Annotated in this window: 31 protein-coding genes and 3 tRNA genes; 22 read left to right on the top strand and 12 right to left on the bottom strand. The window is 68.9% G+C overall.

Annotated features, from left to right (window positions below; all coding sequences use genetic code 11):
- The first annotated feature begins 237 nt into the window (after positions 1–237).
- On the top strand, positions 238–1,002 hold the full coding sequence (locus ACZ3TS_RS07715; RefSeq protein WP_467614542.1) for an SDR family NAD(P)-dependent oxidoreductase: 765 nt from the start codon (positions 238–240) through the stop codon (positions 1,000–1,002).
- Positions 1,003–1,194: 192 nt separating this feature from the next.
- Here ACZ3TS_RS07715 and ACZ3TS_RS07710 read toward each other — a convergent pair whose 3' ends face one another.
- From ACZ3TS_RS07710 to ACZ3TS_RS07700, 3 genes are all read right to left on the bottom strand, one after another.
- Positions 1,195–1,950 carry a hypothetical protein gene (locus tag ACZ3TS_RS07710; protein WP_467614541.1) on the bottom strand — a complete coding sequence of 252 codons (756 nt, stop codon included), beginning with the start codon at positions 1,948–1,950 and terminating at the stop codon, positions 1,195–1,197.
- Positions 1,951–2,630: 680 nt separating this feature from the next.
- On the bottom strand, positions 2,631–2,924 hold the full coding sequence (locus ACZ3TS_RS07705) for a hypothetical protein (protein ID WP_467614537.1): 294 nt from the start codon (positions 2,922–2,924) through the stop codon (positions 2,631–2,633).
- Between the two features lie 359 nt (positions 2,925–3,283).
- Positions 3,284–3,727, bottom strand: a complete 444-nt coding sequence (locus ACZ3TS_RS07700; protein WP_467614534.1) for a hypothetical protein — start codon at positions 3,725–3,727, stop codon at positions 3,284–3,286.
- Between ACZ3TS_RS07700 and ACZ3TS_RS07695 the strand changes: the two genes are divergently transcribed.
- Positions 3,720–4,163: a DUF5979 domain-containing protein gene (locus ACZ3TS_RS07695; RefSeq protein ID WP_467614531.1), complete on the top strand. Its 444-nt coding sequence runs from the start codon at positions 3,720–3,722 to the stop codon at positions 4,161–4,163. The genes ACZ3TS_RS07700 and ACZ3TS_RS07695 overlap by 8 nt on opposite strands.
- Positions 4,164–4,457: 294 nt before the next feature.
- A complete protein-coding gene (locus ACZ3TS_RS07690; protein WP_467614529.1) occupies positions 4,458–4,811 on the top strand; it encodes a peptidase inhibitor family I36 protein in 354 nt (117 codons plus the stop codon).
- Between the two features lie 85 nt (positions 4,812–4,896).
- Here the strand turns inward: ACZ3TS_RS07690 and ACZ3TS_RS07685 are convergent, their stop codons facing one another.
- From ACZ3TS_RS07685 to ACZ3TS_RS07675, 3 genes are all read right to left on the bottom strand, one after another.
- Positions 4,897–5,316: a hypothetical protein gene (locus ACZ3TS_RS07685; protein ID WP_467614526.1), complete on the bottom strand. Its 420-nt coding sequence runs from the start codon at positions 5,314–5,316 to the stop codon at positions 4,897–4,899.
- 648 nt (positions 5,317–5,964) lie between these two features.
- Positions 5,965–6,249, bottom strand: coding sequence for a hypothetical protein (locus ACZ3TS_RS07680; RefSeq protein WP_467614523.1), 285 nt, complete (start codon positions 6,247–6,249; stop codon positions 5,965–5,967).
- A 33-nt stretch (positions 6,250–6,282) separates the two neighbouring features.
- On the bottom strand, positions 6,283–6,573 hold the full coding sequence (locus ACZ3TS_RS07675; protein WP_467614569.1) for an Ig-like domain-containing protein: 291 nt from the start codon (positions 6,571–6,573) through the stop codon (positions 6,283–6,285).
- On the opposite strand from ACZ3TS_RS07675, the gene ACZ3TS_RS07670 reads away from it, so the two are divergent.
- A complete protein-coding gene (locus tag ACZ3TS_RS07670) occupies positions 6,490–6,729 on the top strand; it encodes a hypothetical protein (RefSeq protein ID WP_467614521.1) in 240 nt (79 codons plus the stop codon). The two genes, ACZ3TS_RS07675 and ACZ3TS_RS07670, sit on opposite strands and share 84 nt — an antisense overlap.
- Before the next feature lie 120 nt (positions 6,730–6,849).
- On the opposite strand, the gene ACZ3TS_RS07665 is transcribed toward ACZ3TS_RS07670, so the two are convergent.
- The 3 genes from ACZ3TS_RS07665 to ACZ3TS_RS07655 form a co-directional block, all read right to left on the bottom strand.
- Positions 6,850–7,230, bottom strand: a complete 381-nt coding sequence (locus tag ACZ3TS_RS07665) for a nuclear transport factor 2 family protein (protein WP_467614519.1) — start codon at positions 7,228–7,230, stop codon at positions 6,850–6,852.
- Between the two features lie 3 nt (positions 7,231–7,233).
- Positions 7,234–7,890 carry an SDR family oxidoreductase gene (locus ACZ3TS_RS07660; RefSeq protein ID WP_467614517.1) on the bottom strand — a complete coding sequence of 219 codons (657 nt, stop codon included), beginning with the start codon at positions 7,888–7,890 and terminating at the stop codon, positions 7,234–7,236.
- Positions 7,891–8,003: 113 nt separating this feature from the next.
- Positions 8,004–9,248: an amidohydrolase family protein gene (locus ACZ3TS_RS07655; protein ID WP_467614514.1), complete on the bottom strand. Its 1,245-nt coding sequence runs from the start codon at positions 9,246–9,248 to the stop codon at positions 8,004–8,006.
- Between the two features lie 386 nt (positions 9,249–9,634).
- Between ACZ3TS_RS07655 and ACZ3TS_RS07650 the strand changes: the two genes are divergently transcribed.
- The 9 genes from ACZ3TS_RS07650 (at position 9,635) to ACZ3TS_RS07610 (ending at position 16,225) form a co-directional block, all read left to right on the top strand.
- Positions 9,635–9,707: transfer RNA gene (locus ACZ3TS_RS07650), tRNA-Thr, on the top strand.
- Positions 9,708–9,754: 47 nt separating this feature from the next.
- Positions 9,755–9,827 (top strand) — tRNA-Met (locus ACZ3TS_RS07645).
- An 89-nt stretch (positions 9,828–9,916) separates the two neighbouring features.
- Entirely contained in the window at positions 9,917–10,081 is a 165-nt protein-coding gene (gene rpmG / locus ACZ3TS_RS07640; protein ID WP_003948671.1) for a 50S ribosomal protein L33, read from the top strand.
- Between the two features lie 622 nt (positions 10,082–10,703).
- Complete coding sequence (locus tag ACZ3TS_RS07635; protein WP_467614511.1) at positions 10,704–11,159, top strand: FAS1-like dehydratase domain-containing protein; 456 nt, start codon at positions 10,704–10,706, stop codon at positions 11,157–11,159.
- 5 nt (positions 11,160–11,164) lie between these two features.
- A complete protein-coding gene (locus ACZ3TS_RS07630; protein WP_467614567.1) occupies positions 11,165–11,593 on the top strand; it encodes a MaoC family dehydratase in 429 nt (142 codons plus the stop codon).
- A gap of 107 nt (positions 11,594–11,700) precedes the next feature.
- Positions 11,701–12,840 carry a winged helix DNA-binding domain-containing protein gene (locus ACZ3TS_RS07625; RefSeq protein WP_467614508.1) on the top strand — a complete coding sequence of 380 codons (1,140 nt, stop codon included), beginning with the start codon at positions 11,701–11,703 and terminating at the stop codon, positions 12,838–12,840.
- 108 nt (positions 12,841–12,948) lie between these two features.
- A complete protein-coding gene (locus ACZ3TS_RS07620) occupies positions 12,949–13,518 on the top strand; it encodes a TetR/AcrR family transcriptional regulator (protein WP_467614506.1) in 570 nt (189 codons plus the stop codon).
- A gap of 90 nt (positions 13,519–13,608) precedes the next feature.
- A complete protein-coding gene (locus ACZ3TS_RS07615; RefSeq protein ID WP_467614504.1) occupies positions 13,609–15,045 on the top strand; it encodes a DHA2 family efflux MFS transporter permease subunit in 1,437 nt (478 codons plus the stop codon).
- A 124-nt stretch (positions 15,046–15,169) separates the two neighbouring features.
- A complete protein-coding gene (locus ACZ3TS_RS07610) occupies positions 15,170–16,225 on the top strand; it encodes a UDP-N-acetylmuramate dehydrogenase (RefSeq protein WP_467614503.1) in 1,056 nt (351 codons plus the stop codon).
- 25 nt (positions 16,226–16,250) lie between these two features.
- On the opposite strand, the gene ACZ3TS_RS07605 is transcribed toward ACZ3TS_RS07610, so the two are convergent.
- Positions 16,251–16,883 (bottom strand): NAD(P)-dependent oxidoreductase, encoded by a 633-nt coding sequence (locus tag ACZ3TS_RS07605; RefSeq protein WP_467614501.1) that lies wholly within the window; start codon positions 16,881–16,883, stop codon positions 16,251–16,253.
- A gap of 135 nt (positions 16,884–17,018) precedes the next feature.
- On the opposite strand from ACZ3TS_RS07605, the gene ACZ3TS_RS07600 reads away from it, so the two are divergent.
- Entirely contained in the window at positions 17,019–17,660 is a 642-nt protein-coding gene (locus ACZ3TS_RS07600) for a TetR/AcrR family transcriptional regulator (RefSeq protein WP_467614499.1), read from the top strand.
- Positions 17,661–17,827: 167 nt separating this feature from the next.
- On the opposite strand, the gene ACZ3TS_RS07595 is transcribed toward ACZ3TS_RS07600, so the two are convergent.
- Together ACZ3TS_RS07595 and ACZ3TS_RS07590 are read right to left on the bottom strand one after the other, a co-directional pair.
- Positions 17,828–18,868, bottom strand: a complete 1,041-nt coding sequence (locus ACZ3TS_RS07595) for an adenosine deaminase (RefSeq protein WP_467614497.1) — start codon at positions 18,866–18,868, stop codon at positions 17,828–17,830.
- Between the two features lie 158 nt (positions 18,869–19,026).
- Positions 19,027–20,253: a pyridoxal phosphate-dependent aminotransferase gene (locus ACZ3TS_RS07590; protein WP_467614495.1), complete on the bottom strand. Its 1,227-nt coding sequence runs from the start codon at positions 20,251–20,253 to the stop codon at positions 19,027–19,029.
- Between the two features lie 261 nt (positions 20,254–20,514).
- Between ACZ3TS_RS07590 and ACZ3TS_RS07585 the strand changes: the two genes are divergently transcribed.
- The 8 genes from ACZ3TS_RS07585 to rplL all read left to right on the top strand — a co-directional run bounded on the left by ACZ3TS_RS07585 (position 20,515) and on the right by rplL (position 25,781).
- Positions 20,515–20,587 (top strand) — tRNA-Trp (locus tag ACZ3TS_RS07585).
- Between the two features lie 107 nt (positions 20,588–20,694).
- Positions 20,695–20,982, top strand: coding sequence for a preprotein translocase subunit SecE (gene secE, locus ACZ3TS_RS07580; protein WP_467614492.1), 288 nt, complete (start codon positions 20,695–20,697; stop codon positions 20,980–20,982).
- Positions 20,983–21,063: 81 nt separating this feature from the next.
- On the top strand, positions 21,064–21,873 hold the full coding sequence (nusG, locus tag ACZ3TS_RS07575) for a transcription termination/antitermination protein NusG (RefSeq protein ID WP_467614489.1): 810 nt from the start codon (positions 21,064–21,066) through the stop codon (positions 21,871–21,873).
- 169 nt (positions 21,874–22,042) lie between these two features.
- Positions 22,043–22,477, top strand: a complete 435-nt coding sequence (rplK, locus tag ACZ3TS_RS07570; RefSeq protein WP_030345386.1) for a 50S ribosomal protein L11 — start codon at positions 22,043–22,045, stop codon at positions 22,475–22,477.
- 110 nt (positions 22,478–22,587) lie between these two features.
- Entirely contained in the window at positions 22,588–23,313 is a 726-nt protein-coding gene (rplA, locus tag ACZ3TS_RS07565) for a 50S ribosomal protein L1 (RefSeq protein WP_467614485.1), read from the top strand.
- A 242-nt stretch (positions 23,314–23,555) separates the two neighbouring features.
- Positions 23,556–24,437 carry an SCO4651 family lipoprotein gene (locus tag ACZ3TS_RS07560; protein WP_467614482.1) on the top strand — a complete coding sequence of 294 codons (882 nt, stop codon included), beginning with the start codon at positions 23,556–23,558 and terminating at the stop codon, positions 24,435–24,437.
- A gap of 312 nt (positions 24,438–24,749) precedes the next feature.
- A complete protein-coding gene (gene rplJ, locus ACZ3TS_RS07555) occupies positions 24,750–25,280 on the top strand; it encodes a 50S ribosomal protein L10 (RefSeq protein ID WP_467614481.1) in 531 nt (176 codons plus the stop codon).
- A 114-nt stretch (positions 25,281–25,394) separates the two neighbouring features.
- Entirely contained in the window at positions 25,395–25,781 is a 387-nt protein-coding gene (gene rplL / locus ACZ3TS_RS07550; RefSeq protein ID WP_467614476.1) for a 50S ribosomal protein L7/L12, read from the top strand.
- The last annotated feature ends 298 nt before the right edge of the window (positions 25,782–26,079 follow it).

The following is a 26,079-nucleotide window of genomic DNA, read 5'->3' as shown; positions in this document are numbered from 1 at the left end:
GGTTCACTACTGCTCATGGGTGTGCAATCTCCTGTCGTGCCCTCTCAGGTTAAACGTTCACAGAAGGGCGTCTCACCACAGGCTGACAGAGAGGGATGCGGCGCTTGATGGCACCGGAGGCCAACCTTTACATCAGTGTAAAGGTTCAGATCGGGCTTGACGTTCACATTAGTGTCAAACTCTAGCTTCGGTTGCGTAGCTGAAAGGCAGCTCAGCAGCGCATAAGGAGTTATCACCATGTCCACCTTGTCCAAGGCTCTGACAGGACGCACGGTGCTCGTGACCGGAGGGTCGCGGGGTATCGGTGCGGAGATCGCCCGTGAATGCGCACGCGAGGGTGCGCATGTCGTGATCACCTACCGGAAGTCGCGCGAGCGGGCCGAGACCGTTGTCGCCGAACTGACCGGCCTTGGGGCGAAGGCGCTCGCCGTGCAGGCGGATCAGGCTGTACCGCACGAGGCGTCGACCGCTGTGGAGAAGGCCGCCGAATTCTTCGGGGGTCAGATCGACGTACTGGTGAACTCGGCCGGCATCGCTGTGATGGGCACCGTGGACCAGGTGGACCTCGAACTCCAGGAAGGGGTTCAGCGGATGATGGCCACCAACGTGATGGGAACCATCGTCACCACACACTCCGCGTCGCGCTTTCTGACCGACGGCGGGCGCGTCATCCTGGTGGGAAGCACCGTAGCCCACCGTGTCCCCGTCTCTGGTGTCGCCGAATACGCGGCGAGCAAGGCGGCGATCGATCAGCTCGGCCGGGGGTGGGCGCGCGACTTCGGCTCACGGGGCATCACCGTCAACGTCGTGCAGCCCGGGGCCACCGACACGGACATGAATCCCGCAGATGGACCGAATGCGGCCCCCCAGGCGGCCATGACGGCACTCGGACGCATGGGCACCCCCAGCGACGTCGCCAAGGCGGTCGTGTTCCTCGCCAGTGAGAAGGCCGCCTACATCACCGGCGCGCTGCTGACCGTGGACGGCGGATCCAGCATCTGAACCGGATTCGGCAGTCCGTGGCATGCGAATCTCCGGTGCGTCGACGCCATGTGACGGCACCGGAGCATCGCGGCCGGAACGAACCTGAAACCACGTCAATCCGCCCTGACCTGCTAGTCAGCCACTCCCGCGCAGCGGGGGAACCTCAAGGTGCGGGGCCGACGGGTGTCAGGATCCGGGCAGGCTGACGAGCTACCCGGCGCGGGAATTGTCGCGCAGAGCGCGTGCCAGCTCGGCGACGTGTCGCGCCTGGACGGCGGACAGCCGTCGCGCCTCCCACAGCAGCGCTGCGGCGTCCACGGCTTCCGGGGACGGAGAGAGCGGCATCCCACGCAGGAAGACGCCCGTCAGCGCGGCCAGTTCGCGGGCGTCCACCCCCAGCAGGACAGAGAAGTCCGTCACCAAGCGTGGGGTCAGCTCCTTACGACCGGAGCCGATCACCCCGTAGGTGGCCGCCGACAGATATGTGGGCGTCACGAACGCAAGCGTCTTCGCCATGCCCATCCAGTTCAGGTTGCGGTACTGGAGCATGCGGATCACCCAAGAGCCCGGACCGCCGGCGAGGGGCATGAGAGGCTTCGGGGCGAAGCTGGAACGCCGTTCCTCCTGCGGCAGTGAGCGGATCAGCTTCAGAAGTTCACGGCGTCCCGCTGCGGGGAGGCGCACCGCATCCGTCACGGTGGTCGCCACCCAGTTCGCGGCCGTGTCGTCCAACGGCGCCATATCGTCCGGGACCGCCAACCCCGCGAGGATGAACAGATCGACGGCGTGGAAACCCAGCGCGGGCGCAAGCCGTCGGAGCAGCCCCTCGCCTGGGCGCTCCCCTGCGAGCACCGCGCTGACCTCGTCTGCCGTCACCCCGGCGCGGTCGGCCAACTCCTGCACGCCAAGTTCCCGGTGGTCCAGCAGCCACGCCAGCATCGCGCCGAAGCCAGGATGCTCCATCATGCCCGCAGCCTAGCCAGAAGCTGCCCTGGAGCCCCTCTGTTACGTCCCCCTAGGAACGGGCACGCAGCGGGCACGTGAGCCCCTCGATGCGAACTATGGGCGCCGAGGTCGCTGGGGTCTATGGAGCTGTTAACCAGTCGCCCGGGATGGGCGCTGGTCGTCCGTGGTCGCCGTGGTTGCTGTACTTCCTTGCTGTACAGCTCGCTTGGCTGCCGCGTTCCGGGCGTGAGCCTCGCGTCGCAGGCGACGCTCGTAGTTCGCGATCTGACGGGGGGACGGGCACGCCGGTCGCGGTTCGGATCAGCCGCTCGTTCTCACAGTCCACCAGGAAGGGGCCATTGCCTCCGAGACGAGGGCGCTGTCCGCTCCGTCCATCGCCGACCGCTCCCCAGTAGAAGATCCACCCGAATGACAACTGTTGTACGCGGAGGATCCCAAGCTCGTACTCGACGCAGCCCCGTACCTGCTCGATCTCAGCGAGCACCAACTGGCGGGCATCCTCCTTGGTCAGCATCGCTCGATGATGGCATGCGCCACTAAAGAGCACGAGTTTGGAAGATCGCGTATGCGGATGGGCCTGAGCTGGCGAGCCGCTGACCTGCGTTTTCGTTGCATGCTCGCCGACGTTCCCCCGTCGGTCCCCGTCACTCGCCCTTTGATCGGGCACGCAGGGGACACAGTCAGTCTTCGCCGTGATCGGGTGCCGTGAGGTCCACCCATATCCAGGGTTTGCGGTGCCACACGCGCACTTCCCCTATGACGAGGTCAACAGTCGTGCCCACAGGAGGCAATTCCTGGGCGAGTCGTTTCACCCCGGGCTCGCTACTGCGGCGAATCAGATCCAGCGAGGCGCCCACGGGTTCGTAGTCGTTGAGTTGCGCCATGAGGCCCCATGGCTCGTGACTGGTGATCGCTGCTTGGACTGTCTCGCCCTGATGAAGGTCGCTGAGGGAGCGCCTCGACTCATCTGCCATGACGGCATCATCCCTCCTCAACCCACCACCTTCCCCAGCTCCCATCCCGTCCGCCGTCGACCCACACACCATGGAGCGGGCGTGGTTCCTGGCGTCCAGGTGGAGCGCGCCACTGTACGAACGACCTGGACGCCATGGGCCGCGTCTGCTCGGCTCTGCCTGGGTCGATGGTGGACGGGATGGGAGCACCCCCGCGCACGCCACGATGGACCCGCGGTCAGGAACGGCGCCCCCTTCATCCCGGTGCCGGCCGATCCCCCTCCGGAGGCAGGAGCGGCGCCCGCGGCGGAGCCGGGAGCGCGCCCGGCGGAGCGGAGCGCAGCCGGGGCTTGATGAGGTAGAGAAACCCGTAACAGGCTCTAGTTTGCGCGGCTCAGTGCGGTGAGGTGATCGAGGTACTCACGACCAGTCGGCTCGGTGGCGAAGTCGCGGTTGACGATGGCCGCAAGCTCGCGGCTGACCATGAGCAGGGACGGCAGCGACTGCCTGTCGCCTTTCAAGGCCCACTCGCCGTAGTTCACCGCCTGGTCCAAGTCGCCCTGCCGTGCGGCAACCACGCCGAGGGTGATCCTCGCCTCCGCCATCCGCATCGGTGATCGCTCGGACCCGTCGAAGTCGGTGCCCGCCCGGATCACCTCGCCGGCAAGGTTCTCGGCGAACCGATCCTCTCCGAGCAGCCGGTAGCAGTCCATGGCATAGAAGTCGAACTTCGCCGGGTCCACCACGAAGTGGTGATCAAGGTTCTCGGGATACGGCATCCCCATCAAGGTGCCGGGCGCCGGACTCCAGGGAAAGGTGGTCATCCGGCTCCACTGTGACGTGCCGGGTGGCGCATTCGACCGGAAGTTCGTCATCGACGCGGGCACGGGAGCCGGCACGTACCGTCAGCCAGTCGTCAGCGGCATCCCGGCCGGCACGCGCTGCACCGTCAGGGAGAGCACGACCGGCGAGAACAAAAAGGTCAGTCTCGCCCAGGTGAAGATCCAACCCACTACCACTACGGTCCGAGCCGGTGTCACCAGCCGTATCTCCGTCACCGACAAGTACATCGCACGCGGCGGCAAGGGCGGACACGGCCACAAGCCAGGCGGCCACCTCCCCGACACCGGGGCGTCCCTCCCGCGCAGCGGGGGAACCTCAACGGAGCGCCTGGCCGCGAGCAGCCTCGCCCTGGTACTGGCCGGCTGCCTCACGGTCACTGCGGCCACGCAGACCCGCAGACGGCGCGAACGCACCTGACCTCTCAGAGGCGTGACCGTTCAGCCATCCAACGCAGCTGGGCCGCCGACTGTCAGGTCGGCGGCCCAACTGCATCACCGCCGATGACAGCAACAGGGGCCGCAAAGCCCACGGCCGCCCCGCCGTGTCTCACCGGCCACGAGGCGAAAGGCCGGGGCATTGCGTGACCACGGCCCCTCTGGGCAATTAGGCCGTCGCCGCAACAGGATCCACGGCACGCCCTACCCTTGCCGTGAGCGGAAGTTTCCGTGTCCATGACCAATTCCGGACTGCCTGCCATCAAATGGAGACACCATGCGAAGACTGCGGCTCCGAGCCCTCCTGCTCACACTGCTGGCCACGACGGCAGGCGGCCTCGTCCTCTCCCCAGCGCCGGCATCGGCCGCAGAGCCGTGCCGCACCGGATGGCTGTGCCTGTACAAGGACACCGGTTTCAACAACATGGCCTTCACCACCCAAAGGCACGGCGTCTGCTGGGACCTCCTCAACTACGGGATCGCCAGCGTGGGGTCCTACTGGAACAACCTGTCCGTCTACGTCGACTTCTTCGACGTGAGCCAGGACGAACACGTATGGAGCATCCGCCCCGGCGGCAGCAGCTCCAACGCGACTTCATTCACAGGCGAACGCTACGTCTGCACCCGCTGATACACCACCCAGGCCAGGACAACGCACTCTCCCGTAGGTGGAGACGCTCGGCTCCTGAACGGGAGCCGAGCTTCAGGCTGAGGGCTCAGTAGTAGGTGTTGCCGTCCCAGTCGGACTCGCCGCAGCCCAGCGCCGTGTCCTTCTCGAAGACGCAGACCTGGACGCGCAGCGCCCAGATGCCGCGGGTGTCCTGCAGCGAGGTCACCCACTCGTCGGAGGTGCCGGCGCCGGTGGTGACCGAACGCCAGGCGTAGCTGGTCAGCACGCGGCTCGGGGTGAGGGACTGCACCCGGATGCGGACGTGGTGCCCGTCGGCCTCACGGTCGAGCAGCTTCAGGTAGATCTTGTTGGCGTCGGTCTTGCTCGCGTAGTAGAAATCCCCGCTGCCGTACGCCCCGCTGATCGTCTTGGAGACCCCGCCGGCGGACGCGGGGCTCGCGGCGAAGGCGAGGGCGGCGAGGGCGGCGCCACCCACGGCGAGGATACGGCTGAGCTTCTTCTTCAAGGGTTCCCCCTGTGTTCAAGATCGGTCGTCTTGCCAGCGGGAATCCTATGAGTGGCATGCCCATGACGCCTCTTGATCGACGATTAGGTGACGGGGGTAACACCGTGGTGAGGATTCGACCAACGACGTGACTGACAGGCGGGTGACGGCCGGGCGCAGGGCGCGCCGGCTGCCGCTGGTCCAGCGCGGCGCCAAGGTGGCGACAAGGTGTGGTGCACCCAATCCGCAGTCGGTCACAGCACTGATTCAGCTCGCCTATGGCCCGGAAGACAGGCCGCGCGAGAACCATGCTCTGAACTGCTTGCTCTCCGCGTGGAAGGGGATCCGCCCCCATGGGACCCCGCGCCGTCACGGTGCTTTTGTGTCACCCGGACCCGGGGCTGGTCAGGGTCACATCTGACGGCTATGCCTGCCCAGGTTCGAATCCTGGCGCCGCCTCGCTACTGAGAATCGGCCCCTGACCGGCACGTGTCGTCGGGATCGATCGCTTTTCTGATCACTGTGGCTGTCCGCCGCTCCCGGTGGTTCCCCCGCCCTTCGGGCACGCAGCGGGCACGATCGATCGTGGTGTCCTCGGCCCGCGTCCCTGGTTCGGTCACGCTTGTGGGACGCACCGCGACCTTGATCACGCAAGAGTTGCGCCAGGTCTCACGCGCTCCTCGTTCCCCTCCCCAGTGAGCCGGGCTCGCCTGGCGCCGCCCAGCAGTCCGGTCCACCACCCTGGCGCGGCCAGACTTCCGGACCACCGCCGTGCCACTCGATGAGCTCCGATTCGGCCACGTCCAGCTCATCCCCGCCCACCACGCCGGCGTATTGCAGAAACACGGTCAACTCGTGCAGCGAGTACGCCGTGCCCAGGATCTCGTTATCGACGCTTACGTGGCGGCCACCAGATCCGCAGGGCGCCTCCACGATCACGCAAGGCTCGACCATGACCTCAGCTTCTCCCCGGCAAGGCCCAACCCGCTACCGGGCGCCTGGAAAAGCAGGAGACGGGCGTCGATATCGCCAACGCCCTCTGCTGCCGACTGTCCAGCAGCGGACAGCAGTTCCGGCCAGGCCGTACCAGGCCCCATGAAGTCGCGAGCCCGCCGGACCGTGCGCACGCCGCCGCGGCCGAGGCGCGTCGGGTGTGTAGCTGAACGGACCGTCCTGATCGAGGGTGAGCGTGCCGTGGGCCGTCTTCGTGTGCGCGACGAGTGTCGCCGGGCTGCCGGTGTCGTCGGCCAGTACGCCATGCCACGAGCGGACGGTCAGCGTCCGCCCGGCGTGCGCGATGTAGGCGTCGTCGCGTGCCGCGGCGCGCTCGTCTCCTGTCCCGGATCCCGTCGGCCGGCGCAGGCCGACACTGCGCAGCCCACTCTCGACGGGTACGCCGTACCGGAGTTCCCCGGTCAGCTTCCTCTCTTCTGACCTCTCTATTTCTGACCTTTCTCTTCGGATCTCTTCGGATCTCTTCGGATCTCTTCGGATCTCTTCGGATCTCTTCGGATCCGTTCGGATTTCTCCGGGGCCACGGCCTCCGACGTACCGTCAGGAGGGCCGCACATCCATCCGGTTCACCAGGCCATCCGCGTCGAAGCGGTACACGTGCTCCACCGTCTCCGCCGCCCACTCGTCGCCCGTCGCGGTGCGCAGCCCGGGGCGTACCGTCGCGACGACCGCCTCGCCGTCCTCGTCCGGACGCAGCCCCTCCAGACGCACCAGCGGGTGGCCCGACGCGAACTGGCGTGCCCAGTAGGCGCGTACCTCCTCGCGGCCGTGGAGCCGTACGCCGTCCAGGACGTTCGGCCAGTCGACGTCCGGGGACAGACAGCGCGACATGAACGCGTCCCGGCCGTCCGTCGCGAACACCTCGTACATCTGTCGCAGCAGCGCCGCATGCGCCGACGGAACCCCTTCCGGCACCGACACCCTTCAGTTCCCCGCCACCGACTTCACCGCCACGGACACCGGGGTCGAACCGCTGATCAGTTCCAGGGTCAGACCGGCCGTCGCGGGTGTGTCGATGAGTTCCGCGAGGACCGCCGCCACGTCGTCGCGCGGGACCGCGCCGCGGCCGGTGTGCGCCTCCAGGCGTACGAGGCCGATGCCGGCGTCGCTCGTCAGCGAGCCGGGGCGCAGGATCGTCCAGTCCAGGGACTTGTGAGCGCGTACGTACGCGTCGGCCTCGCCCTTCGCGCGCAGATAGACGTCGAAGACCTCGTCACCCGGGTGTTCCGGGTCCGCACCCATCGACGAGACCACGACGAAACGGCGTACGCCCGCCCGTTCCGCCGCGTCCGCGAACTTGATCGCCGCGTCCCGGTCCACCGTGTACTTGCGGGCCGCGCCGCTGCCCGGGCCCGCGCCCGCCGCGAAGACGGCCCCGTCGGCCCCCTCCAGGTGCGCGGCGACCTCCTCGACCGACGCCGACTCCAGGTCGCACACGATCGGTTCGGCGCCCGCCGCTCGCAGATCGTCGGCCTGTTCCGTGCGCCGGACGATCCCCGCGGCCTCTTCTCCGCGCGCGGCGAGCAGCCGCTCCAGCCGCAGCGCGATCTGACCATGACCACCAGCGATGACAATGCGCATGTTTCCGACCGTACGCCCGGACGGGCGCCTTTGCCGCGCGACTTCACGTACGGCTCCGTTTCCCACCGGTGGACACCAGCCACCCGCCTCCGGCGTCCCTCACGGCGGGCTCATCACGGTTGCGCCCGCCCCTGCCGAGGGAGGTCCAGCGCCACCGCTGCCGAGTTGCAGTACTCGCGTACCGCGCTGGTACGAGCCACCACGCGCCCCCGGTGCACGACGATGCGGCTGTACGCGAGCGACAACGCGCCCGCCAGCTGCTCGCCGCGCACGGCGAGCAGTTCCGCCGGGAAGCCAGCCTCCACGCGTACCTCGGGCAGCCCGAGCGCGGCCCGGGCCGACGCGCTCACCGTGTCGTACGCGTCCTCGGGAGACAGCCCGTACCGGGACGCCAGCAGATACGCCGCCTCCAGCGGGTCCCCCCGCCCCACCGGGTTGGAGACGTCCCTGAGTGCTCCACTGCCGGCTGCCACCCGAACCCCGGCCGAACTCAGCAGCCGTACCGGAGCCGTGCCGCGCCCGTCGACCGCGCCACAGCCGCCCTGTGGCAGGCAGATTACGGTCACCCCCGCGGCGGCGAGCCGGTCCGCGGCACGGGCGGCCGCCCCCGCCGGGAGGCGTTCCAGACCGCCGCACGGGCCCAGCGTCACCCCGGGACGCAGGCCGCCCGCCATCGCCGCGAACCGGGCGAGGCGTGCCGGATCGCCGGCGTCCGTGTGCAGGTCCACCGGGCAGCCGAACTCACCGGCCAGCTCCAGGACCGCCTCCACGTACCCGCTCGGATCGGGATCCGCGTCCGGGCAGCCGCCCACCACCGTGGCGCCCATCTTCATCGCGTCCCGCAGCATCGCGAGCCCTTCCGCCCCGGCGACACCGGTCAGTATCCGCGGCATCGCCACCGCCGTCAGCTCGGCGAGCCCGCACAGCGAACGCCGCGCGTTCAGCACCGCCGTGAGCGCGTCCAGGCCCTGTACGTCACCGATGTGCACGTGTGAGCGCAGGGCCGTCGCGCCGTGTCCGAGTTGCAGCAGCGCGGCCTCGGTGGTGCGACGCTGGACGTCGTCGGGCCGGTACGACACCGGTCCGTCGCCGTCCGCGGACAGGGCCGTGTCACCGTGCGCGTGCGGTTCGGCGGGGGCCGGCAGGAGCAGATAACCGCGGAGGTCGACACGGGTGCCGACGGCTCCCGTGGCCAGGCTGCCCACGGTGCCCACGGCCTCGATGCGCCCGCCGCCCAGTCGCACGTCCACCGTCCGGCCGTCGGTGAGCCGCGCCCCGCACAGCAGCAGGGCGGTCGAATCGGCCGGTACCGAGGGCGAGGACGCGAGGTGGGGCGCCTGCGGTCGGCTGTCGGGCATCGCGCTCCTGTGGTCCGGGGCGGCTGCGCACCAGGGGCAAGATCACGCAGAGTGAGTCGAGCCTAGGGTGACGACCCGGCCACGGCGGGGAGGAGCGCAATAGTCGTACCGACGTGGTCCTTCCGCCCTCAGCACGTATCCACGTGGTCCTTCGCGCCGTGGCCGGCGGCGGACGCCGCAGCTCATGCTTGCGAAACGAAATTCCCGTGCATCCCTGCCGCTGGGCGGCAGCCGCTGACGGGGCCGTCGGTCGTATGAGACGGATGAAGCGGATGAGGCACACGGGGCCCGGGGGAGACCTGCGGGAGGCATGGGAACAAGCCGGGCGGGTGCAGCGAAACGGATTTGGGCGAACGGCGGGCGACCGTGTAATGTCTTCATCGCTCGCCCCAATAGCTCAGTCGGCAGAGCGTCTCCATGGTAAGGAGAAGGTCTACGGTTCGATTCCGTATTGGGGCTCTGGTGGGAGAAGGTTCTCGTCGAGAGGCGGGATCTGATCGCACCGCAGCGGTGTAGCTCAGTCGGTAGAGCAAGCGGCTCATAATCGCTGTGTCACCGGTTCAAGTCCGGTCACCGCTACTGACAGTAGCCGATTGTGGGGTCGGTCCTTCGATCGGCTACTCTTTCTTGCGTTAATTCAGTCTATCCGTTCGTCAAGGAGCACTCACGTGGCTGCCACCGACGTCCGCCCGAAGATCACGCTGGCCTGCGTGGAGTGCAAGGAGCGGAACTACATCACCAAGAAGAACCGGCGCAACAACCCGGATCGCCTTGAGATGAAGAAGCACTGCCCGCGTTGCAACGCGCACACTGCGCACCGCGAGACGCGATAAATCAGGCTCGTCCGCGAGGCCGTCCCCAGCAGCCAGGGGGGCGGCCTCGCGGCGTTGGCCGGGCGCGCCTGGTTGCCTCCGCCTACCGGCAGCCGTGACCGGGCGACCGGGGTCGATCGGCTGTGCGGACCGACCAGGATGAGACCGACCGGCCACGCGACCGAAGCAGGACGGCCGGACCGGCCGGGCGGCTGAGGGAAGATGGCCCCACCGGGCCTGGCCGGAGCGAGAGGTCCGATCGGCCACGCGAGTCCAGCAGGGTGGGCCCACCGGTCGACGAGAAACCGGTCAGGCGCCCGCGCCGCAGTATCGGTCACGCGCCCGCAACGCAGAATCGGCCGCACGGACCGGGACGCAGCGCAGAATCGGTCACATCGACCGGGACGCAACCCGGAACGGCGCGTCGACCGGGACGCAACCCGGAACGGCGCGTCGACCGGGACGCAACCCGGAACGGCGCGTCGACCGGGGTGAAACCCGGGCGCCGACCGGAAGGAAGCAGAATCTGTCATGTCGCCGGATCCAGAACCGGTCACACCGGCCGAACGCAGAAGGCCGCACAACGGGGCCTGAAGCCTCCGGCGAGGCCCGACCCGAGGAACTACCAGGAGGTGCCGAGCCCATGGCGCTCGATCAGTCCTTCGTGGGGCGGTCCTACCCGCCCACCGACCCGTACGAGGTCGGCCGGGAGAAGATCCGCGAGTTCGCGGAGGCGATCGGGGACGCCAACCCAGCCTATACGGACCGGGTGGCAGCCAAGGCGCTCGGTCATCCCGATGTGATCGCCCCGCCGACCTTCGTCTTCGCGATCACCTACAAGGCCGCGGGCCAGGTCGTCGAGGACCCCAAGCTCGGTCTGGACTACAGCCGCGTGGTGCACGGCGACCAGAAGTTCGCATACACCCGCCCGGTCCGCGCCGGTGACCGGCTGAGCGTCACCTCGACCATCGAGTCGATCAAGTCTCTGGCCGGCAACGACATCCTGGACATCCGCGGCGACGTCCACGACGCGGCGGGCGAGCACGTGGTGACCGCCTGGACGAAGCTCGTGGCCCGGGCGCCGGAAGAGGAGGCATGACGAGGATGACCGCGAAGATCGCCTACGACGCCGTCGAGGTCGGCACCGAACTGCCGGCGCAGTCCTTTCCCGTCACGCGCGCCATGCTCGTGCAGTACGCGGGTGCCTCCGGGGACTTCAACCCGATCCACTGGAACGAGAGGTTCGCCAAGGAGGTGGGCCTGCCGGACGTCATCGCGCACGGCATGTTCACCATGGCCGAGGCGGTCCGCGTGGTGACCGACTGGGTGGGGGACCCGGGCGCCGTCGTCGAGTACGGTGTCCGTTTCACCAAGCCCGTCGTCGTCCCCGACGACGAACAGGGCGCCCTCATCGAGGTCAGCGGCAAGGTGGCGGCCAAGCTCGACGACCACACCGTCCGCGTCGACCTGACGGCGACGAGCGCCGGCCAGAAGGTGCTCGGCATGTCACGGGCGGTCGTACGGCTGGCCTGACCACGGGTTCGGCAAGGGGCGTTCGCCGATGCGGGCGCCCCTTACGCGTGTGAGGTTCTTGAGCGCCCCCCTCTTTGCATGTCGCTGTCACGGCACAATCCTGGGCCGTGCACATCTCCGCGAGGGAACTCAATCGAGCCACGCTCAGTCGGCAGCTGCTCCTGCGGCGGGAGTCGCTGGGTGTTGTCGACGCCGTCCGTCGCGTGGTCGCGCTGCAGGCGCAGCATGCCGCCTCGCCGTACCTTGCGTTGTGGAACCGGATGGCCGAGTTCTCTCCAGCGGATCTGGACACCGCGTTCACCGGCCACGCGGTCGTCAAGGCGACCTTGATGCGGATCACGCTCCATGCGGTCCATGCCGACGACTACGAGGCCTTCCGCAGGGCGATGCAGCCGACTCTGTACGGCTCCCGGCTCGGTTACCGCTTCGCCGAGGCAGGGCTCACGCCCGCCGACGCCGGCGAGTTGGTGCCGCAGCTGCTGTCTTTCACCGACCGGACGCGAACGGCTGCCGAGATGGAAGCCTGGTTGGAGGAGCGGCTCGGGACGGAGAAGAAGGCCAGGGCGTGGTGGGGGCTGCGGGCCTACGCGCCGCTTCTGCACGTGGCCACCGGCGAGCCGTGGTCCTTCGGCACCCGGCCGTCCTACGTCGCGGCGCCGGTGGGCCGTGTGCCCACGGGACGGGAGACGGACCAGGAGGCGCTGCGCACTCTCGTCCTGCGCTACCTGGAAGGGTTCGGACCGGCATCGGTGGCCGACATGGCACAGTTCGCCATGGTGCCGCGGGCGCCGATCCGCCACGCGCTCCGGACGCTCGACGGCCGCATCGAGGAGCTCCAGGGACCCGAGGGCACCATGCTGTTCGACGTCCCCGGCGCTCCGTGCCCGCCCGCGTACACCTCGGCCCCGCCCCGTCTCATGGCGATGTGGGACAGCATCCTGCTCGCCTACGCCGACCGCAGCCGCGTGATCCCGCCGGCCTACCGCCCGCTGGTGACGCGCAACAACGGCGACGTGCTGCCCACGCTGCTGGTCGATGGCTACGTCGCCGGGGTGTGGCGGTCGGTCGACGGTGGCATAGAGGCCAGGGCCTTCCACGACCTTTCGCCCGAGGCATGGGACGGACTTGCCGCAGAGGCCCGTTCTTTGACGACGCTGCTGGCCGATCGCGATCCACGGGTCTACAGCCGATACGACCACTGGTGGAACAAGCTGCCCGACACTGCGGTACGGAGGCTTCCGGGCTAGATTGGCGGATCACTGCTCTGCCTGGTCGTCGAACGGTCTTGGGGCCGGGTTTCCGAGGCGTCGCAGGAGCCCTTGACGTAGTTAGTGATTGAGTACTAACTTTCTCGCATGGTCAGGATGAGCGCAGAAGAGAGGCGCGAGAGCGTCATCCGTGCGGCGACGAGCGAGTTCGCGCGCGGCGGCTACTACGGCACGTCCACCGAGGCGATCGCCAAGCGTGTCGGCGTGTCGCAGCCGTATCTCTTCCGACTCTTCCCGGGCAAGAAGGCGATCTTCCTCGCGGCGTCCGAGCGCTGCATGGAGGACACTGTCCGCACCTTCGAGGAGGCGTCCAAGGGCCTCGAGGGTGAAGAGGCCCTGCATGCCATGGCGAACGCGTACACCAAGATCATCGCGGAGCGGCCCGAGAGGCTGATGATGCAGATGCAGATGTACGTCGCGGTGGCCGCCACCGAGGAGGCCGGTGATCACGAGTTCGGCGAGGCGGTGCGGGCCGGCTGGATGCGGCTGTGGGAGGCCGTGCACCTGCCGCTCGGGGCCGAGGTCAACGAGACGACGACGTTCTTGGCGTACGGAATGCTCGTCAACTGTCTGGTGGCCATGGGTTTCCCGCCCGAGCACCGGGTCTGGGAGGGGCTCTATCCTTCGGCGCGCGTCAAGGGCCGACTGGAGAAGTGACCGCAGCTGGGAAGGCGGTCGCCTTTTCACGCTCGCGAAAGTTAGTCAGCAATAACTAATCGTCGTCAGCGATCGCCTTCTGGGGGAGCGATGTCACAGCAGAAGTCACGTCGTGGGGGAGCGACATGGGCCCTCGTGATCACCGGGGTCGCCGGATTCATGGCGGCCCTCGACAACCTCGTCGTCACCACCGCCCTGCCCTCCATCCGCAGGGACCTCGGGGGAGCGCTGGACGACCTGGAGTGGACCGTGAGCGCGTACACGCTCACCTTCGCGGTCCTGCTCATGTTCGGCGCGGCCCTCGGTGACCGGTTCGGCCGCAGGCGGCTCTTCCTCGCCGGGCTGAGCATCTTCACGGGCGCGTCCGCCGCCGCGGCGCTCGCACCCGGCCTCGACTCCCTGATCGCGGCCCGCGCCGTCCAGGGCGTCGGCGCGGCCATCATGATGCCGCTGACGCTGACCCTCCTCACCGCCGCGGTCCCGGCCGAGAAACGCGGGATGGCATACGGGATCTGGGGTGCCGTCAACGGACTCGCGGTCGCGTCGGGACCCCTCATCGGCGGCAGCCTCACCGAACACGTGTCGTGGCACTGGATCTTCTGGCTGAACGTTCCGCTCGGCCTCGTGGTCCTGCCGCTCGCCCGCCTCCGCCTCGCCGAGTCGCACGGCGCCGGAGCCCGGCTCGACATCCCCGGCACGCTGCTCGTCAGCGGCGGTCTCTTCGGGATCGTGTACGGGCTGGTGCGCGGCCCGGCCGACGGCTGGACCGCCCCGCTCGTGCTGACCGGCCTGTTCGCGGGCACCGCGCTGCTCGTCGGCTTCGTCCTCCACGGCATCCGCGCCAAGAACCCCATGCTCCCCATGCGGCTGTTCCGCTCCCGCGCTTTCTCGGGGATCAACGCCGCGAGCCTGCTGATGTTCCTGGGGATGTTCGGCTCGATCTTCCTGCTCAGCCAGTACATGCAGGGCGTGCTGGGCTACTCGCCGACCCAGGCCGGGTTGCGGATGCTGCCCTGGACCGGTATGCCCATGCTGATCGCGCCGGTCGCCGGCTACCTCTCCGACCGCGTCGGCGGACGTCCGGTCGTCGCCGCCGGGCTCTTCCTGCAGGCCGCCGGCCTTGCGTACTACGCCTCCGTGGTCGCCGCCGACGCCTCGTACGCCGTCCAACTGCCCGCCCTGATCATCAGCGGTGTCGGAATGTCCCTCTATTTCGCCCCGGCATCCAACCTGGTCATGTCCAGCGTCCGGCCCCTGGAGCAGGGCATCGCCTCCGGCGCGAACAACGCCCTGCGTGAGGTCGGCGGAGCGCTCGGCATCGCCGTGATGTCGTCGATCTTCGCGGCACGGGGCGGCTATGAGACCGCGCAGCACTTCGTGGACGGGCTGCGGCCGGCCCTCGTGGTGGGCTCCGCCGTGGTCGGGCTGGCCGGGATCGCGGCCCTGCTGATCCCCGCCCGGCGGCCCGCCTCGCAGGTCGTCACCACGGCTCAGCCGGCCCCCACCCTGGAGACGGCCGCCCACTGATCCACCACCGTTCGCCGAGTCGCCGCCACCGAGTCTGCGTGGCGGACAACGGCCCGCCGGCCCTCCGGCGGGCCGTTCTCCGTGCGATACGGGGCTGTCGGTGCCGTCTCGTAGTCTTGGGCGCGTGCAGGAACTCCACGACGCCCCGCTCGCCCCGCTGACCACCTTCCGGCTGGGCGGCCCCGCGACCCGCCTGATCACCGCCACCACCGACGCCGAGGTGGTCGCCGCCGTCCGGGAGGCCGACGACTCCGGTACACCGCTGCTGCTGATCGGCGGGGGATCCAACCTGGTCATCGGTGACAAGGGCTTCGATGGCACGGCCCTACGCATCGCCACGGAGGGCTTCAGCCTCGACGGCACGAGGCTGGAGCTGGCCGCCGGAGAGGTGTGGACCGACGCCGTCACCCGCACCGTCGAGGCCGGGCTCGCCGGTGTCGAGTGCCTCGCCGGAATCCCCGGCTCCGCGGGCGCGACCCCGATCCAGAACGTGGGGGCGTACGGCCAGGAGGTCTCCACGACGATCACCGAGGTGATCGCGTACGACCGCAGGGCGCGCGAGACGGTCACGATCCCGAACGCCGACTGCGCGTTCTCATACCGCCACAGCCGCTTCAAGGCCGACCCCGAGCGCTTCGTCGTCCTCCGTGTCCGCTTCGAGCTGGAGGGGGCGCAGGGACTCTCCGCCCCCCTCAAGTACGCCGAGACGGCCCGCGCTCTCGGCGTCGAGCCCGGCGACCGGGTGCCGCTGGCCGCAGCCCGCGAGACCGTCCTCAAGCTGCGCACGGGCAAGGGCATGGTGCTGGACCCGGAGGACCACGACACCTGGTCGGCGGGCTCCTTCTTCACCAACCCGATCCTCACCGACGAGGATTTCGCCGCGTTCCACGCGCGTGTGAAGGAGCGGCTGGGCGAGGAGGCGGAGCCGCCCGCCTACGCGGCCGGCGAGGGCCACACCAAGACCTCCGCGGCCTGGCTGATCGACAAGGCGGGCTTCGCCAAGGGGTACGGCACCGGGCCCGCCCGTATCTCCACCAAGCACACCCTGGCCCTCACCAACCGCGGAGGCGCGACCACCGAGGACCTGCTCGCCCTGGCCCGCGAGGTCGTAGCCGGAGTCCGCGAGGCCTTCGGGATCACGCTGGTCAACGAGCCGGTCACCGTGGGGGTCAGCCTCTAGGGCCCTGACAGGCGGCCCTCGCAGGTCAGTAGGCCACCCCGACTCCTTGTTTCACAGTCGCCGGGTCGTCGACCATCGCCAGCATCGCGTGGGCGACGTCGGCGCGGGCGATGAAGCGGCCCTTGCGCGGGAAGCCGCCGACGACCGTGCGGTACGAGCCGGTGAGCGGCTTGTTCTGCAGGCGCGGCGGGCGCACGACCGTCCAGTCCGTGGCGCTGCGGGCCAGTTCGGCCTCCGTCTCCCGCAGGTCGGCGTAGACGTCCTTGAGCATCGCCGAGACGAGACCGCGGACGGCGCGGTCCAGTGCCCCGTCGCCCTCGGGTCCGGGACCGACCGGACCGGAGGTGACCACGACCAGCCGGCGCACATCTTCAGCCTCCACGGCCCCCAGCACCGTACGCGTCAGCCGGGCCGCCACCCCGGCATCCTTCCGCGTGCGCGCGCCGAGCCCCGACAGCACCGCGTCCCGGCCCACGACCGCCGGGCGCAGCGCGTCGGAATCGGTCAGATCCGCGCGGAACACCTCCAGGCCCGCGCCCGTCGCGGTGAGCCGTGCGGGATCCCGTACGACGGCGGTGACCTGGTGGCCGGCTGACAGGGCCTGTTCGACGATCTCCTGGCCGATGCCGCCGGTGGCACCGAAAACGGTGAGTTTCATGCCGCGCATCCCCTGCTTCCGCTCGACCCGTGCTGGGTGGGTGAGTATTCACTCACCCCAGTTGTCTTCTAGGGTGAGTAAGTACTCACCCATACGTCAAGCCCCCGCGGAGCGGTCATGGAATCCTTGCGCCCCATGCAGCACACAGAGGCGCAGACGGCAGCAACACAGAACAGACCGGCCCGGGTCCGCATCCTCGACGCGGCACACGAGCTGATGCTCACCGTCGGGCTCGCCCGCGCCACGACCAAGGAGATCGCCAAGGCGGCGGGCTGTTCCGAGGCCGCGCTCTACAAGTACTTTCCGAGCAAGGAGGAGTTGTTCATCCACGTGCTCACGGAGCGGCTGCCCCGGCTGGACCCGCTGCTGCGCAGCCTCGCCGCCGAGCCCGGTCGGCACACCCTGGAGGAGAACCTCACCGAGATCGCCCGCCAGGCGGCCCTCTTCTACGAGCAGAGCTTTCCGATCGCCGCGTCGCTGTACGCCGAGACCCAGCTCAAGCGGCGGCACGATGAGACGATGCGGCAGATGGGCTCGGGCCCCCACAAGCCCATCGACAGCCTCGACGCCTACCTGCGCGCCGAGCAGGCCGCAGGACGCGTCCACCCCGACGCCGACACCTTCGCGGCCGCCTCCCTGCTCCTCGGCGCGTGCGCGCAGCGCGCGTTCGCCTACGACGCGACGGAGACGGGCGGACGGCCGCCGGTGGACGACTTCGCACGCCGCCTCGCCCGGACGCTGCTGGGCGGGATCTCCGTCTCCCAGAGCCCCGGCTGACCGCGCCGCCGGGGCATGAGACCCCCACATGCGGCCGGGACTGCACGTGTTCAGGCCCAGGACCGGCCACCGTCGGCGCCGGTCCACCACCCCTACGGGCTGCGGCCCGGCAAGTGGCCCGCGCCGCACCGACTGGGGGCTGCGTAAGCCGCGTCAGGAGGGAGTCGTCAAGGGGCACTCGGGCGCAGCCAGTCCTCCACACCCGCCAGCAGCTTCGCCTTCACGTCGTCGGGTGCCGCCGAACCCCTCACCGACTGCCGGGCCAGTTCCGCCAGCTCCTCGTCCGTGAAGCCGTGGTGGCGGCGGGCGATCTCGTACTGGGCCGCGAGGCGGGAGCCGAACAGGAGTGGGTCGTCGGCACCCAGTGCCATCGGGACGCCCGCTTCGAACAGAGTTCGCAGGGGGACGTCCTCGGGCTTCTCGTAGACGCCGAGCGCGACGTTCGACGCCGGGCACACCTCGCACGTGACCCCCCGCTCCGCCAGCCGCTTCAAAAGGCGCGGATCCTCCGCAGCGCGCACCCCGTGGCCCACCCGGTCCGCATGCAGGTCGTCCAGGCAGTCGCGGACCGACGACGGGCCGGTCAGTTCGCCGCCGTGCGGGGCCGACAGCAGACCACCGTCATGGGCGATGGCGAACGCGCGGTCGAAGTCCCGCGCCATGCCCCGGCGCTCGTCGTTCGAGAGGCCGAAGCCCACCACACCGCGGTCCCCGTACCGCACCGCCAGCCGCGCCAGCGTGCGTGCGTCCAGAGGATGCTTCATCCGGTTCGCGGCGACCAGGACCCGCATCCCTAGTCCCGTCTCCCGCACCGCGGTGTCGACCGCGTCCAGGATGATCTCCAGAGCCGGGATCAGACCGCCCAGGCGCGGCGCGTACGAGGTCGGGTCGACCTGGATCTCCAGCCAGCCCGAGCCGTCCCTCAGGTCCTCCTCCGCGGCCTCCCGCACCAGCCGCTGGATGTCCTCCGGCTCCCTCAGGCACGAGCGCGCCGCGTCGTACAGCCGCTGGAAGCGGAACCAGCCGCGCTCGTCGGTGGCCCGCAGCTTCGGCGGTTCGCCACTGGTCAGGGCTTCGGTCAGCGCCTCGGGGAGGTGGACGCCGTACTTGTCGGCCAGCTCCAGGACGGTTGCCGGCCGCATCGAACCGGTGAAGTGCAGGTGCAGATGGGCCTTCGGCAGTTCAGAGACATCACGTACGTGCTCCATTCGAGGATCCTGCCGTACGCCCCCGCCGGACCGGTAGCGCTTTCCCTTCAGTGGTCTTCATCGCACGAGCGTCAGTGATGTTTGTCGCACGAACAAACGAGGCGGTCACCTCCCGCATTCGGGAGGTGCCGCCTCTGAGAACCGGGAGGCGGGACGCGTCAGTCCCGTGCCTCCGCCAGCAGCTTCTGGATCCGGCTCACGCCCTCGACCAGATCCTCGTCCCCGAGGGCGTACGACAGCCGCAGGTAGCCGGGGGTGCCGAAGGCCTCGCCCGGGACGACCGCGACCTCGGCCTCCTCCAGGATCAGCGCGGCCAGCTCCACGGTGTTCTGCGGGCGCTTGCCGCGGATCTCCTTGCCGATCAGCGCCTTCACCGACGGGTACGCGTAGAACGCGCCCTCCGGCTCCGGGCAGACCACGCCGTCGATCTCGTTCAGCATCCGCACGATGGTCTTGCGGCGCCGGTCGAAGGCCTCGCGCATCCTCGCGACCGCTTCCAGGTCGCCCGACACGGCCGCCAGCGCCGCCACCTGCGCGACGTTCGACACATTGGACGTCGCGTGCGACTGCAGGTTCGTCGCCGCCTTCACCACGTCCTTCGGGCCGATGATCCAGCCCACGCGCCAGCCCGTCATCGCGTACGTCTTGGCGACGCCGTTGACCACGATGCACTTGTCGCGCAGCTCGGGAAGGAGGGCCGGCAGGGACACGGACGCCGCCTCGCCGTAGACGAGGTGCTCATAGATCTCGTCGGTCAGCACCCACAGGCCGTGCTCCACGGCCCAGCGGCCGATGGCCTCGGTCTCGGCCTCGGAGTACACCGCGCCGGTCGGGTTGGACGGCGACACGAAGAGGACGACCTTCGTCTTCTCCGTGCGGGCCGCCTCCAGCTGCTCGACGGAGACGCGGTAGCCGGTCGTCTCGTCCGCGACGACCTCCACCGGGACACCGCCGGCCAGCCGGATCGACTCCGGGTACGTCGTCCAGTACGGAGCCGGGACGATCACCTCGTCGCCCGGGTCGAGGATCGCGGCGAAGGCCTCGTAGATGGCCTGCTTGCCGCCGTTGGTGACCAGGATCTCCGAGACGTCGGGCTCGTAGCCGGAGTCGCGCAGCGTCTTCGCGGCGATCGCGGTCTTCAGCTCGGGCAGACCGCCCGCCGGCGTGTAGCGGTGGTACTTCGGGTTCTTGCAGGCCTCGACGGCCGCCTCGACGATGTAGTCCGGCGTCGGGAAGTCGGGCTCACCGGCGCCGAAGCCGATCACCGGGCGCCCGGCGGCCTTGAGGGCCTTGGCCTTGGCGTCCACGGCAAGGGTGGCGGACTCGGAGATCGCGCCGATCCGGGCGGAGACCCGGCGCTCGGTGGGAGGGGTTGCAGCGCTCATGGGACCCATCGTTTCAGACCGGAAACGCCCCCGGCACGCGGGTTTCACAGACTGGTCAGGAGCGGGCCACCGACTGAACATCCGTCCGGATCCGCACGGCGGCCTGGCCGATCTTCCACGGACAATGCCCGTACGGGCACTTTCTGTTCGACGCCCGGCCGCGGAACACGTACACTCTCACCTCGTTGGCCTCCAGCGGCGGCGACCGAGCCGGTGCACACCGAGCACACGGTCGGATGCGGTACGTTGGGGTACACACAAAGGGTCGTAGCTCAATTGGTAGAGCACTGGTCTCCAAAACCAGCGGTTGGGGGTTCAAGTCCCTCCGGCCCTGCTACACACTCCCACCAGGAAGTGTGCGCACAGTACATATGTATTGCATTTGCCGTGCGGCTCCACCGGGCGCGGCACGGCCACGACCCGGGAATCAGGTGAGGACGAGTGACGGACGCCGTGGGCTCCATCGACATGCCTGACGCCCAGGACGAGGTGCAGGAGTCGAAGAAGAAGACCCGCAAGGGTGGCAAGCGAGCCAAGAAGGGCCCGCTGAAGCGCCTTGCCCTCTTCTACCGCCAGATCGTCGCGGAGCTCCGCAAGGTCGTCTGGCCGACACGCAACCAGCTGACGACGTACACGACCGTGGTGATCGTCTTCGTCGTCATCATGATCGCCCTGGTGACCGTGATTGACTATGGGCTCAACCACGCGGCGAAGTACGTCTTCGGCTGAGCCGAGAGCGAAGGACGCCGAGGTATCCGGCGTCCGCTTTCGCATGTTCCACCCCTATGTATCCAGGAAGAAGCAGCCACCGTGTCTGACCCGAACCTGAACGACGCCACCGAGCCGGACGAGTCCGTGGATGACGAGCTCGACATCGTCGAGGGCGCGGACGAGCAGGACGAGTTCGAGGCTGCCGAAGCCGAGGCGGGGGAGTCGGCCGAGAAGGCTGCCGTGCACGTCGTGGACGAGGACGAGGTCGTCGAGGGCGAGGAGGAGCCCGAGCTCGACCCGGTCGAGAAGCTTCGCCAGGAGCTGCGCTCCCTGCCCGGCGAGTGGTACGTGATCCACACGTACGCCGGCTACGAGAACCGTGTGAAGACCAACCTCGAGCAGCGCGCCGTCTCGCTGAACGTCGAGGACTACATCTTCCAGGCCGAGGTGCCGCAGGAAGAGGTCGTCCAGATCAAGAACGGCGACCGCAAGACCATCCGTCAGAACAAGCTCCCCGGCTATGTGCTGGTGCGCATGGACCTGACGAACGAGTCCTGGGGTGTCGTCCGCAACACGCCCGGCGTCACCGGCTTCGTGGGCAACGCCTACGACCCGTATCCGCTGACCCTGGACGAGATCGTCAAGATGCTCGCCCCGGAGGCCGAGGAGAAGGCCGCCCGCGAGGCCGCCGAGGCCGAGGGCAAGCCTGCTCCGCAGCGCAAGGTCGAGGTCCAGGTGCTGGACTTCGAGGTCGGCGACTCGGTCACCGTCACCGACGGCCCGTTCGCCACGCTGCAGGCGACCATCAACGAGATCAACCCCGACTCGAAGAAGGTCAAGGGCCTCGTGGAGATCTTCGGCCGCGAGACGCCGGTCGAGCTCTCCTTCGACCAGATCCAGAAGAACTAGTTCCTCTGGCGCAAGTACTTCCGACCAGGTCAGGCAGGCTGCGAATGCCGGTCTGACCTGCTCGGTTTTTGGCCGCGCACAGGTACCCGTTATCGTTGTGCGGTATGCCTCCATCCGGATGATCCGGATGGGACGGCGGAAAACTCTCACTAAGGACCCGGAGAGAGCAATGCCTCCCAAGAAGAAGAAGGTCACGGGGCTCATCAAGCTCCAGATCCAGGCCGGTGCCGCCAACCCGGCGCCGCCGGTCGGCCCGGCGCTGGGTCAGCACGGCGTCAACATCATGGAGTTCTGCAAGGCCTACAACGCCGCGACCGAGTCGCAGCGCGGTTGGGTCATCCCGGTGGAGATCACGGTCTACGAGGACCGCTCCTTCACCTTCATCACCAAGACTCCGCCGGCCGCCAAGATGATCCTCAAGGCCGCGGGCATCGAGAAGGGCTCCGGCGAGCCGCACAAGACCAAGGTCGCCAAGATCACCGAGGCGCAGGTCCGTGAGATCGCCCAGACCAAGATGCCCGACCTCAACGCCAACGACCTGGACGCCGCCGCGAAGATCATCGCTGGCACCGCCCGTTCCATGGGCGTCACGGTCGAGGGCTGAACCCCACCTTGGTAGAACCCATGCGGCAGTGATCCCCTGATCACCCGCCGCACGTGGCAGGGCCTGCTCGGCCCGTACCACGACTCCTTTCAGAACACACAGGAGCAGTTGTGAGCAAGCGCAGCAAGGCTCTCCGCGCTGCGGACGCCAAGGTCGACCGGGAGAAGCTGTACGCCCCGCTCGAGGCCGTCCGTCTCGCCAAGGAGACCTCCACGACCAAGTTCGACGGCACCGTCGAGGTCGCCTTCCGTCTGGGTGTCGACCCGCGCAAGGCCGACCAGATGGTCCGTGGCACCGTGAACCTCCCGCACGGCACCGGTAAGACCGCCCGGGTCCTGGTCTTCGCGACCGGTGACCGTGCCGAGGCCGCTCGTGCCGCGGGCGCCGACATCGTCGGCGCCGACGAGCTGATCGACGAGGTGTCGAAGGGTCGTCTGGACTTCGACGCCGTCGTCGCCACCCCGGACCTCATGGGCAAGGTCGGCCGCCTCGGCCGCGTGCTCGGTCCCCGTGGTCTGATGCCGAACCCCAAGACCGGCACCGTGACCCCCGATGTCGTCAAGGCTGTCAACGACATCAAGGGCGGCAAGATCGAGTTCCGTGTCGACAAGCACTCGAACCTGCACTTCATCATCGGCAAGACGTCCTTCGACGACACCAAGCTGGTGGAGAACTACGGCGCGGCCCTGGAGGAGATCCTCCGTCTGAAGCCGTCCGCAGCCAAGGGTCGCTACATCAAGAAGGCCGCGATCAGCACCACGATCGGCCCCGGCATCCCGGTCGACCCGAACCGCACCCGCAACCTCCTCGTCGAGGAGGACCCGGCCGCCGTCTGAACCTGACGGGCAGCCGCGGTCCATGCGCAGCTCACGCCGGGCCTCGCACCTTCCTGGGTGCGGGGCCCGGCGCCTTTTCCGGCTCGTTCTCCCTCCGGCGTCCGAGTGGGTGTCGGACCGCCGCGCACCCCCTCGGCTCGCTCACATGCGACACAGGGCACATGCCGTTTCCCGGCAGGTGCGTGCCGTTTCCCCCGGCCCGGAGTTAGCGTGAAGATCACGCAGTGCACAAGGGGGGACGGATGAGGGACCGGATCATGCGGCGCGGGATCCTCCCGATCGCGGCGGTCGCCGCGCTGTCCGCCGTGGCGGCGTGCAGCTTCTCCGGCGACGGCGACTCCCACAAGGGCTCCGCGGAGCCGTCGGGCGGCCGCGCCGGCCGTGTCGACCCCCGGTCGGTCGCCGCCCTGCGCGCCGTCGAGAAGGCCACCAGGAGGGCCGGCTCCGCGCGCATAGAGTCCACGACGGCCATGGGTGCGATGCTCGCCCTCAGGACGGACGGGGCCCTCGGCTGGTCCGGCCGTTCCGTCGGCACCCTCCGCATCACCTACACCGGCGGCCAGCTCGCCGAGACCATGCGCAAGCTGAACAGCACCTCCATGGAGGCCCGGCTGCTGCCCGACGCCTACTACGCGAAGGTCGGCGCCACGTTCGCCCGCCGCCTGCACGGCCGGCACTGGATCAAATACGCCTACGACGACCTGGCGGCCCTCCCGGGCGGCTCCGGGGCGCATATGACGGAACAGCTGCGCAACACCGCCCCGCTCCAGCCGGTCCGCCTCCTCCTCGCCTCCGGGGACGTACGCCGGGTCGGCGAGGAGACGGTGCGGGGCCGACGCACCACGCACTACTCGGGCACGGTCACCACGACGACCCTCACAGGTGGGGACGTCGCGGGCCTCAAGGCGCAACTGGAGCAGGCGGGGGTCACCGCGGAGACCGTCGACATCTGGGTCGACGACCATGACCTGCTGGTCAAAAAGGCCGAGCGGGGTGAGCTGTCGACCGGGCGGATGTTTTCCACCGCGTACTACCGCGACTACGGCGTGCGGGTCTCGGCCGACAAGCCCCCGGCGGCGGACACCGCCGACTTCAAGGACCTGATGACCACCCAGGGCTCGTAGGCGTCCAGTCGAGGACGCCCAGCAGGGCTGACCCGGGGGGCCGGATTTGCTTGACGGCGATCCGTTCCCGTACTCTCCTACAGAAGCCAAAGACCGCTGGTCGTTGCCGTGTGCTCGGATGAGGGCGCGGTGGCCGAAGGATCCGCTGAACTGCGGACGACCCGCGCAGGTGACAGTGGAAGAGCTCCCGGAGTGCGTGCGTTCACCGTGCGTTCGACCGGTCGAGTCCGCCCCGTGCGCCTGCGCCGGGGCGTTTCGTTTGCCCCAGCCCCTTCCGAGCGGTCCCATCACCCGGAAGGAGGCCGACGCTCTATGGCAAGGCCCGACAAGGCTGCCGCGGTGGCCGAGCTCGCGGAGCAGTTCCGCAGCTCGAACGCCGCCGTGCTGACCGAGTACCGGGGTCTCACCGTGGCGCAGCTCAAGAACCTGCGCCGATCGCTCGGTGAGAACGCCCAGTACGCCGTGGTGAAGAACACGCTGACCAAGATTGCGGCCAACGAGGCCGGGATCACGACGCTCGACGACCTGTTCAACGGTCCGACGGCAGTTGCCTTCGTCACCGGTGACCCGGTGGAGTCGGCGAAGGGTCTTCGTGACTTCGCCAAGGACAACCCGAACCTCGTCATCAAGGGCGGTGTCCTTGACGGCAAGGCGCTGTCCGCCGACGAGATCAAGAAGCTTGCGGACCTCGAGTCCCGCGAGGTTCTGCTCTCCAAGCTGGCGGGTGCCTTCAAGGGCAAGCAGTCCCAGGCTGCTTCGCTCTTCCAGGCGCTTCCCTCGAAGTTCGTCCGCACCGTGGACGCTCTTCGCGCCAAGCAGGACGAGCAGGGCGGTGCCGAGTAACTCGGCTCGCGCATTGACCGACGCCGCCTGAGGCGACGGTCGTAGCGGGCCGAACGTACGCCCGCCAGACATGTACATCCGGCACCAGCCGAATTAGTGGAAGGATCGCCCACCATGGCGAAGCTCAGCCAGGAAGACCTGCTCGCGCAGTTCGAGGAGATGACCCTCATCGAGCTCTCCGAGTTCGTGAAGGCCTTCGAGGAGAAGTTCGACGTCACCGCCGCCGCCGCGGTCGCCGCCGTCGCCCCGGGTGCCCCGGGTGCCCCGGCCGCCGCCGAGGTCGAGGAGAAGGACGAGTTCGACGTCATCCTCACCGGCGCCGGCGACAAGAAGATCCAGGTCATCAAGGTCGTGCGTGAGCTGACCTCCCTCGGTCTGAAGGAGGCCAAGGACCTCGTGGACGGCGCCCCGAAGCCCGTCCTGGAGAAGGTCGCCAAGGACGCCGCCGAGAAGGCCGCCGAGTCCCTCAAGGGCGCCGGCGCCTCCGTCGAGGTCAAGTAAGACCTCCTCGGGTCCGCACCGGACTCGCGGGCCCGCACAGGGCTCACTGGGCCGTACGGGGCTTCCGCCCCGTGCGGCCCTTTCGCGACCGCGGAGCGCGGCTTGCTCGTGACCGCGGTCGCGGCTCACTCGAACGCCGCAACCACGACACACGGCCCCCTCGGGGTGCCGATCGCGGCTCACTCGCAGGGCTGTAACGCGAACGCACCGAAGAGCGATCATCCATCCGGGTGGTCGCTCTTCGTCGTTCCGGGGGGTCCGGCGGCGGCTGCCTTGCGCCCGTCACCGCGGGGAGTAT

Source organism: Streptomyces sp. NPDC022910, from assembly GCF_055561075.1.
Note: the sequence above shows the minus strand (reverse complement) of the source record. Positions and strands in the feature narration are given on the sequence as shown.

What these genes read in the sequence shown, in the direction of transcription:
- ACZ3TS_RS07715 (WP_467614542.1), top strand. Translation starts at nt 238, where the DNA reads ATGTCCACCTTGTCCAAGGCTCTGACAGGACGCACGGTGCTCGTGACC.
- ACZ3TS_RS07710 (WP_467614541.1), bottom strand. Translation starts at nt 1,950, where the DNA reads ATGATGGAGCATCCTGGCTTCGGCGCGATGCTGGCGTGGCTGCTGGAC.
- ACZ3TS_RS07705 (WP_467614537.1), bottom strand. Translation starts at nt 2,924, where the DNA reads ATGGCAGATGAGTCGAGGCGCTCCCTCAGCGACCTTCATCAGGGCGAG.
- ACZ3TS_RS07700 (WP_467614534.1), bottom strand. Translation starts at nt 3,727, where the DNA reads ATGACCACCTTTCCCTGGAGTCCGGCGCCCGGCACCTTGATGGGGATG.
- ACZ3TS_RS07690 (WP_467614529.1), top strand. Translation starts at nt 4,458, where the DNA reads ATGCGAAGACTGCGGCTCCGAGCCCTCCTGCTCACACTGCTGGCCACG.
- ACZ3TS_RS07680 (WP_467614523.1), bottom strand. Translation starts at nt 6,249, where the DNA reads ATGGTCGAGCCTTGCGTGATCGTGGAGGCGCCCTGCGGATCTGGTGGC.
- ACZ3TS_RS07660 (WP_467614517.1), bottom strand. Translation starts at nt 7,890, where the DNA reads ATGCGCATTGTCATCGCTGGTGGTCATGGTCAGATCGCGCTGCGGCTG.
- ACZ3TS_RS07655 (WP_467614514.1), bottom strand. Translation starts at nt 9,248, where the DNA reads ATGCCCGACAGCCGACCGCAGGCGCCCCACCTCGCGTCCTCGCCCTCG.
- ACZ3TS_RS07635 (WP_467614511.1), top strand. Translation starts at nt 10,704, where the DNA reads ATGGCGCTCGATCAGTCCTTCGTGGGGCGGTCCTACCCGCCCACCGAC.
- ACZ3TS_RS07630 (WP_467614567.1), top strand. Translation starts at nt 11,165, where the DNA reads ATGACCGCGAAGATCGCCTACGACGCCGTCGAGGTCGGCACCGAACTG.
- ACZ3TS_RS07620 (WP_467614506.1), top strand. Translation starts at nt 12,949, where the DNA reads ATGGTCAGGATGAGCGCAGAAGAGAGGCGCGAGAGCGTCATCCGTGCG.
- ACZ3TS_RS07615 (WP_467614504.1), top strand. Translation starts at nt 13,609, where the DNA reads ATGTCACAGCAGAAGTCACGTCGTGGGGGAGCGACATGGGCCCTCGTG.
- ACZ3TS_RS07605 (WP_467614501.1), bottom strand. Translation starts at nt 16,883, where the DNA reads ATGAAACTCACCGTTTTCGGTGCCACCGGCGGCATCGGCCAGGAGATC.
- ACZ3TS_RS07600 (WP_467614499.1), top strand. Translation starts at nt 17,019, where the DNA reads ATGCAGCACACAGAGGCGCAGACGGCAGCAACACAGAACAGACCGGCC.
- ACZ3TS_RS07595 (WP_467614497.1), bottom strand. Translation starts at nt 18,868, where the DNA reads ATGGAGCACGTACGTGATGTCTCTGAACTGCCGAAGGCCCATCTGCAC.
- ACZ3TS_RS07590 (WP_467614495.1), bottom strand. Translation starts at nt 20,253, where the DNA reads ATGAGCGCTGCAACCCCTCCCACCGAGCGCCGGGTCTCCGCCCGGATC.
- rplK (WP_030345386.1), top strand. Translation starts at nt 22,043, where the DNA reads ATGCCTCCCAAGAAGAAGAAGGTCACGGGGCTCATCAAGCTCCAGATC.
- ACZ3TS_RS07560 (WP_467614482.1), top strand. Translation starts at nt 23,556, where the DNA reads ATGAGGGACCGGATCATGCGGCGCGGGATCCTCCCGATCGCGGCGGTC.
- rplJ (WP_467614481.1), top strand. Translation starts at nt 24,750, where the DNA reads ATGGCAAGGCCCGACAAGGCTGCCGCGGTGGCCGAGCTCGCGGAGCAG.
- rplL (WP_467614476.1), top strand. Translation starts at nt 25,395, where the DNA reads ATGGCGAAGCTCAGCCAGGAAGACCTGCTCGCGCAGTTCGAGGAGATG.